6 protein-coding genes are annotated in these 6,053 nt (G+C 76.0%); all 6 read right to left on the reverse strand.

All coding sequences use genetic code 11. From position 1 onward, the window contains the following. Window positions 1-190 precede the first annotated feature (190 nt). On the reverse strand, window positions 191-1,603 hold the full coding sequence (locus ABQ292_RS25830; RefSeq protein ID WP_369210566.1) for an acyl-CoA carboxylase subunit beta: 1,413 nt from the start codon (window positions 1,601-1,603) through the stop codon (window positions 191-193). Between the two features lie 125 nt (window positions 1,604-1,728). Then, a complete protein-coding gene (locus tag ABQ292_RS25835; protein WP_369210567.1) occupies window positions 1,729-2,958 on the reverse strand; it encodes a beta-ketoacyl-[acyl-carrier-protein] synthase family protein in 1,230 nt (409 codons plus the stop codon). A 104-nt stretch (window positions 2,959-3,062) separates the two neighbouring features. After that, a complete protein-coding gene (locus ABQ292_RS25840; RefSeq protein ID WP_075013666.1) occupies window positions 3,063-3,302 on the reverse strand; it encodes an acyl carrier protein in 240 nt (79 codons plus the stop codon). Window positions 3,303-3,379: 77 nt separating this feature from the next. Beyond that, the gene (locus ABQ292_RS25845) at window positions 3,380-4,345 is read right to left on the reverse strand and encodes a beta-ketoacyl-ACP synthase III (protein ID WP_369210568.1); all 966 of its coding nucleotides are present in this window, start codon (window positions 4,343-4,345) and stop codon (window positions 3,380-3,382) included. Next, entirely contained in the window at window positions 4,342-5,547 is a 1,206-nt protein-coding gene (locus ABQ292_RS25850; RefSeq protein WP_369210569.1) for an acyltransferase domain-containing protein, read from the reverse strand. The genes ABQ292_RS25845 and ABQ292_RS25850 overlap by 4 nt, the downstream gene beginning before the upstream one ends. A gap of 206 nt (window positions 5,548-5,753) precedes the next feature. Then, window positions 5,754-6,053: helix-turn-helix domain-containing protein (locus tag ABQ292_RS25855; RefSeq protein ID WP_369210570.1), on the reverse strand; the 300-nt coding region annotated here is incomplete at its 5' end.

Raw genomic sequence — 6,053 nt, forward strand, 5'->3', positions numbered from 1 at the left:
CCCCCCCCCCCCCCCGGGGCGCCCCCCCCCGGCGGCGGGGGGGGCGGGCCTCTCGTCGTCCCGGTGGCCGTCCGGCCGGTGCGGGATCCTGGGCCATGATCAGCCTCCCTGGTCGTGACGCGTCCTCCCTGACCGTGGGACGCCGGGGAGGACGCGTCACGACCAGGTCACCTGATCGTCGCGCGTCCCGCTACAGCGGGATGTTGCCGTGCGCGCCGCGTCCGGCCGGTGCGCCGGCCAGGGCGGCCACCAGCCGCCGCCGCGTGCGGCTGGGCTCGACGACCTCGTCGACGACGCCGATCTCCAGCGCCCGGTTCACCCCGCCGGCGATCCGCTCGTGCTCGGCGGCCAGCTGCACGTGCAGCGCCTCCCGCTCGCCGGGCGGCACGGCGGCCAGCTTCTTGCGGTGCAGGATCCCCACGGCGGCCCGGGCGCCCATGACGGCCACCTCCGCGCCCGGCCAGGCGAAGACCGCGGTGGCGCCCAGTGAGCGGGCGTTCATGGCGATGTAGGCGCCGCCGTAGGCCTTGCGGGTCACCAGCGTCACCCGCGGGACGACGGCCTCGGCGAAGGCGTGCAGCAGCTTCGCGCCGCGCCGCACCACGCCGTCCCACTCCTGGCCGACGCCGGGCAGGTAGCCGGGGACGTCGACCAGCACGACCAGCGGCACACCGAAGGCGTCGCACATCCGCACGAAGCGCGCCGCCTTCTCCGCCGAGGCCGAGTCCAGGCAGCCGCCCAGCCGCAGCGGGTTGTTCGCGACGACGCCGACGGTCCGCCCGCCGAGCCGGCCGAGGGTGGTCACGACGTTGGGCGCCCACCGCGGGTGCAGCTCCAGGCCCGGCCCGTCGAGGAGGGCCGCGACGAGCGGCTTGACGTCGTAGGCGCGGTTGGTCTGCTCGGGCAGCAGGGCCCGCAGGTCGACGTCCGGCTCGTCCTCGGCCGCCGCGAGCCTGCCCTGGGCGGCCAGCAGGTCGACCGCCTGGCGGGCGGTCGCCAGCGCGGCGGCCTCCGAGTCGGTGACCACGTGGACGACGCCGCTGCGGCGGCCGTGGGTGTCGGGCCCGCCGAGGCTCTCCATGTCCACGTCCTCGCCGGTGACCGAGCGGACGACGTCGGGACCGGTGACGAAGACCCGCCCGGCCGGGCCCATGATCACCAGGTCGGTGAGCGCCGGTCCGTAGGCGGCACCGCCGGCGGCCGGGCCGAGGACGACGGAGATCTGCGGGATCCGCCCGGAGGCGCGCACCATCGCGGCGAACACCTCGCCGACGGCGTGCAGCCCGGTGACGCCCTCGGCCAGCCGGGCGCCGCCGGAGTGCCAGATGCCCACGACCGGCAGCCGCTCGCGCACCCCGGTGTCGATCGCGTCGACGACGTGCCGGCACCCGTCGACGCCCATCGCGCCGCCCATGACCGTCGCGTCGGTGCAGTAGGCGATCGCCGGGGTGCCCGAGACGGTGCCGCGCGCCGCCAGGACACCCGACGTGTCACGCGGGGCCAGCAGGGACGTCGTGCCGGCGTCGAAGAACCGCTCCAGCCGGTCACCGGGGTCGCGCGGGTCCGGGGACGGGGCGACGGGAGCGGCATGGAGAGTGGTCACGGGACCTCCGCGGGCCGGACGTGGGCGTGCTCGGGCTGCCCGGGCGGCCTGCGGGCCGTCGGGCGGTGGGCCCGCTGCAGGGTCCGCCACGAGCTCGCGAGTGGCGGGGCAGCGGGGTCCTCACATCAGGCGGTGGTGAAGACCAGGGCCATGTTGTGGCCGCCGAACCCGAAGGAGTCGTTGACCGCAGCGCTGAACGAGGCCTTCCGCGGCTCGCGGCGGACGATGTCGAGCGCCTGCACCGCCGCGTCGTCGTCCGGGTCGTCGAGGTTCGCCGTCGCCGGCACCACCTGGTCCCGCAGCGCGAGGATGGTGAACACCGACTCCAGCGCCCCGGCCGCGCCCAGCAGGTGGCCGGTCTGGCTCTTGGTGGCGGTGACCAGCACGTGCTCGCCGATCGAGCTGCGGATGGCCGCGGCCTCGGCGATGTCGCCGACCGGCGTCGAGGTGGCGTGGGCGTTGACGTGGCCGATGTCGGCCGGGGTCAGCCCGGCGTCGCGGATCGCCGCCGCGATCGCCCGTCCGGCGCCCTCGCCCTCCGGGTGCGGGGCGACCAGGTCGTAGCCGTCGGCGGTCCCGCCGGCGCCGGCCAGGCGGGCGTGCACGTGGGCGCCGCGGGCCTCGGCGGCGTCGGCGCGCTCCAGGACGAGGGCGGCGGCGCCCTCGCCGAGCACGAAGCCGTCGCGGGCCTTGTCGAACGGGCGCGAGGCCCGCCCGGGCTCGTCGTTGCGGGTGCTCATGGCCCGCATGGAGGAGAAGCCGGCCATGGGCAGGGGGTGGATGCAGGCCTCGGTGCCGCCGACGATGACGACGTCCGCGCGGTCGAAGCGCAGCAGGTCCAGGCCCCAGCGGATCGCCTCCGCGCCGGAGGCGCAGGCGCTGACCGGTGCGTGCACCCCGCCCTTGGCGCCGACGGACAGTCCGACGGCGGCGGCCGGGCCGTTGGGCATGAGCATCGGGATGGTGAAGGGGGAGACCCGCTTGGGCCCCTTCTCCTCCAGGATGTCGTCCTGCCCGAGCAGGGTCAGCGCCCCGCCGATGCCGGTGCCGAAGACGACGGCGATGCGCAGCGGGTCGACGCCGGCGTTCCCGGCCCCCGACTGCTTCCAGGCCTCCTCGGCGGCGATGACCGCGACCTGCTGGCTGCGGTCGAGCCGCCGGGCGCGCACCCGGTCGAGCTGCTCGGCGGGATCGGTGGCCAGCCGGGCGACGAGCTGGGCGGGGAAGTCCTTCGCCCAGTCGTCGGTGATGCGGCTGACCCCCGACCGCCCCGCCAGCAGCGCGTCCCAGGTGCTGGCGACGTCGCCGCCCAGCGGCGTGGTGGCACCGAGTCCGGTGACGACGACATCGGTCATGACGGGTTTCCTCCTGGGAGCGGGTGCGGCCGGGGGCTGGGCGTGGCCCCCCTGCAGGGTCCCGCCGCGAGCGTGCGAGCGGTGGGGGCAGGGGGGTCCTTCTCTCAGCCCTGGTTCTTCTGGATGTAGCTCATGGCGTCGCCGACGGTCTTGATGTTGCCGAGCTCGTCGTCGGGGATGGCCACGCCGAACTTGTCCTCGACGGCCGTGGCGATCTCGACCATCGACAGCGAGTCGACGTCGAGGTCCTCGGTGAACGACTTCTCCGGGGTGGCATCGGCGGGAGCGACCCCGGCGACCTCCTCCAGGATCTCTGCCAGACCTGCCTGGATGTCCTCGCTCACGCGGGGGTCCTCTCTCTCGGTGGAGGCGGGCGCTGCCCGCCGTCGGTCCCGGGTGGTCCGGGGGTCTGTGGTGGTGCTCAGGGCAGGGTGAGCACCTGGCCGGCGAAGGTCAGGCCCGCGCCGTACCCGAGGACGAGGGCGAGGTCCCCGCTCCTGGCCTCGCCGGACTCCAGCAGCGCGGTGAGCGCCAGCGGCACCGACGCCGCCGAGGTGTTGCCCGACTGCACGATGTCGCGGGCGATGACCGTGTCCGCGTCGAAGCCGAGCTTCCGGGTCATCGACTCGATGATGCGCAGGTTGGCCTGGTGCGGGGCGAAGACGTCGATGTCGGCCGGCCCGACACCAGCGGCCTCCATCGCCTCCTCGAGCGTCTCGGTGAGCCGGGTGGTGGCCCAGCGGTAGACCGCCTGGCCGGCCATGGTCATGGTCCCGGTGCCGGCGGCGATCTCGATGGCGTTGTACTGGTCGCCGTCGCTGCCCCACACGACCGGGCCGATGCCCGGCTCCTCGGCCGCGCCCACCACCGCGGCACCGGCGCCGTCGGCGAAGATCACCGCGGTGGAGCGGTCGGAGAGGTCGGTGACGTCGGTGAGCCGCTCGACGCCGACCACGAGGGCGTTGCGCGCCGAGCCGGCCCGGATGGCGTCGGAGACGACGCCGAGGGCGTAGCAGAAGCCGGCGCACCCGGCGTTGAGGTCGAACGCCCCGGGCCGCGGGATGCCCAGGCGGTGGGCCACCTGCGGTCCGATGCCGGGGATGGGCTCCTTCAGGCTGGCGCTGGCCAGGACGACGAGGTCGACCTCGTCGGGGGCCAGACCGCTGGCGGCGAGGGCCTTGCCGCCGGCGGCGACGGCCATCTCCACCAGCGTCTCGTCCTTCTCGGCCCAGCGGCGCTCGGCGATGCCGACGCGGCTCTGGACCCACTCGTCGTTGGTGTCCATCACCTCCGCGAGCTCGTGGTTGGTCACCCGGCGGCGGGGCCGGTAGGCGCCCAGGCCGAGGATCCGTGCGCCCGCGGCGCCCTTCCTGAGTTGGATGCTCACGCGGAGACCTCCGGGTAGAGACGGGCCAGCGGGTCCCCGGCGTCGACCAGGTCGCCGTCCTGCACCAGCCACTCGGCGAGCACGCCGTCGTAGCCGGCCGTGACGTCGGCCTCCCCGCGCCGGCTGCGGATGCGCCCCAGCGGGGTGCCGGCCGGCAGGCGGGTGCCCTCGGCGACGTCGGCGGGGCTGACCGTCCCGCGCACGGGGGAGACGACGACCCGCCAGTCGGGCTGGTGGGTGGCCTCGGGTCGGCCGCGGGCGGCGTCGATGAGCGCGCGGGCCCGGTCGAGGTCGGCCGGGCCGGACAGTGCCAGCACCTCGACCCCGCCGTCCTTCGCCCACTCGCGCTTGGCCAGGCCCGCCAGCGCGCCGGCCGGCGGCAGCTCGAGCGCCGCGGTGACGCCGAGCTCGCGCAGGGTGGTCAGGCAGGCGTCGAAGTGCACCGGGCTGGTCACCTGGCTGACCAGGCGGGACAGTGCCTCGGCGCCGGAGCCGACCGCGGCGCCGTCGGCGTTGGACAGCAGCAGGCGGCTCGGGTCGGCCGGCCGCAGCCCGCCGACGAGGCCCTCGAGCTCCTCGCGGGCCGGGGCCATGTAGGAGGTGTGGAAGGCGCCGGCCACCGACAGCGGCAGCACGCGCGCCTTGGCGGGCGGCTCGGCCTTGAGGGCGGCCAGCCCCTCGAGGGGCCCGGCGACGACGACCTGGCCGCCGCCGTTGAGGTTGGCCGCCGTCAGCCCGTGCCGCTCCAGTGCCGCGGCCAGCTCGTCGGGGTCACCCCCCAGGACGGCGGACATGCCGGTCGGGGTGAGCGCGCAGGCGCGGGCCATCGCCCGGCCGCGGACGGCGGTCAGGGCGATCGCCGCCTCGACGCTGAGCACGCCGGCCAGCGCGGCGGCGGTCAGCTCGCCGACGCTGTGCCCGGCGATGACGACGTCGCGCCCGGCCTGCGGCGTGTGCGCGACCGGGCCGGGCAGTCCGCCGAGCTCGCGGGCCACGAACAGGCTCATCGCGACCACCAGCGGCTGGGTGACCGCGGTGTCCTTGATGGCCTCGGCGTCGCCGGTGGTGCCGAGGGTCAGCAGGTCGGCGTCGGCGATCGCGCCGGCCCAGCGGAAGAAGGACTCGGCACCGGGCAGCTCCAGCCAGGGGGTGAGCATCCCGGGCTTCTGGGCACCCTGTCCGGGGGCGAGGACGGCGAGCACCTCCTCACCGTGCCAGGCGTCACGTCCGCCTGCGGTGGTGTCCGGAACGAAAGGTCACCACCGCCCTTTGGAGGATCCCCACAATCCCGAGGCCCATCGGGGCCGTCATCACCCCGTTCCGTGGTGGAGACCACACGGACCGGTGCAGATCCGTAGAGCGGCCGGCCCGCGAGGCCGCGGGCGGCGGGGGACAGCGGGGTCCTTCCTCAGTGCCAGAGCGAGCGGCCGCCGTCGAGGTCGGCGAGGGCGAGGGCGACCTGCAGCGTCCAGGCGCCGCGCGGGTCGGTGGCCACCTGCCCGGTCAGCTCGGCGGCCCGCTTGAGCCGGTACCGGACGGTGTTCGGGTGCACGAACAGCGCCCGGGCGCTGGCCTCGAGGTTGCCGCCGCCGGCGAGCACCGCGCGCACCGTCTCCAGCACGCCACCGCCGGCGGTCCGCAGCGGCCGCACCACCCGCTCGGTCAGCGCCGCGCGGGCCAGGGGGTCGCCGTCGAGGGCCCGCTCGGG

It is taken from the genome of Geodermatophilus maliterrae (genome assembly GCF_041018925.1).
In the GTDB taxonomy this organism is placed as follows: domain Bacteria; phylum Actinomycetota; class Actinomycetes; order Mycobacteriales; family Geodermatophilaceae; genus Geodermatophilus; species Geodermatophilus maliterrae.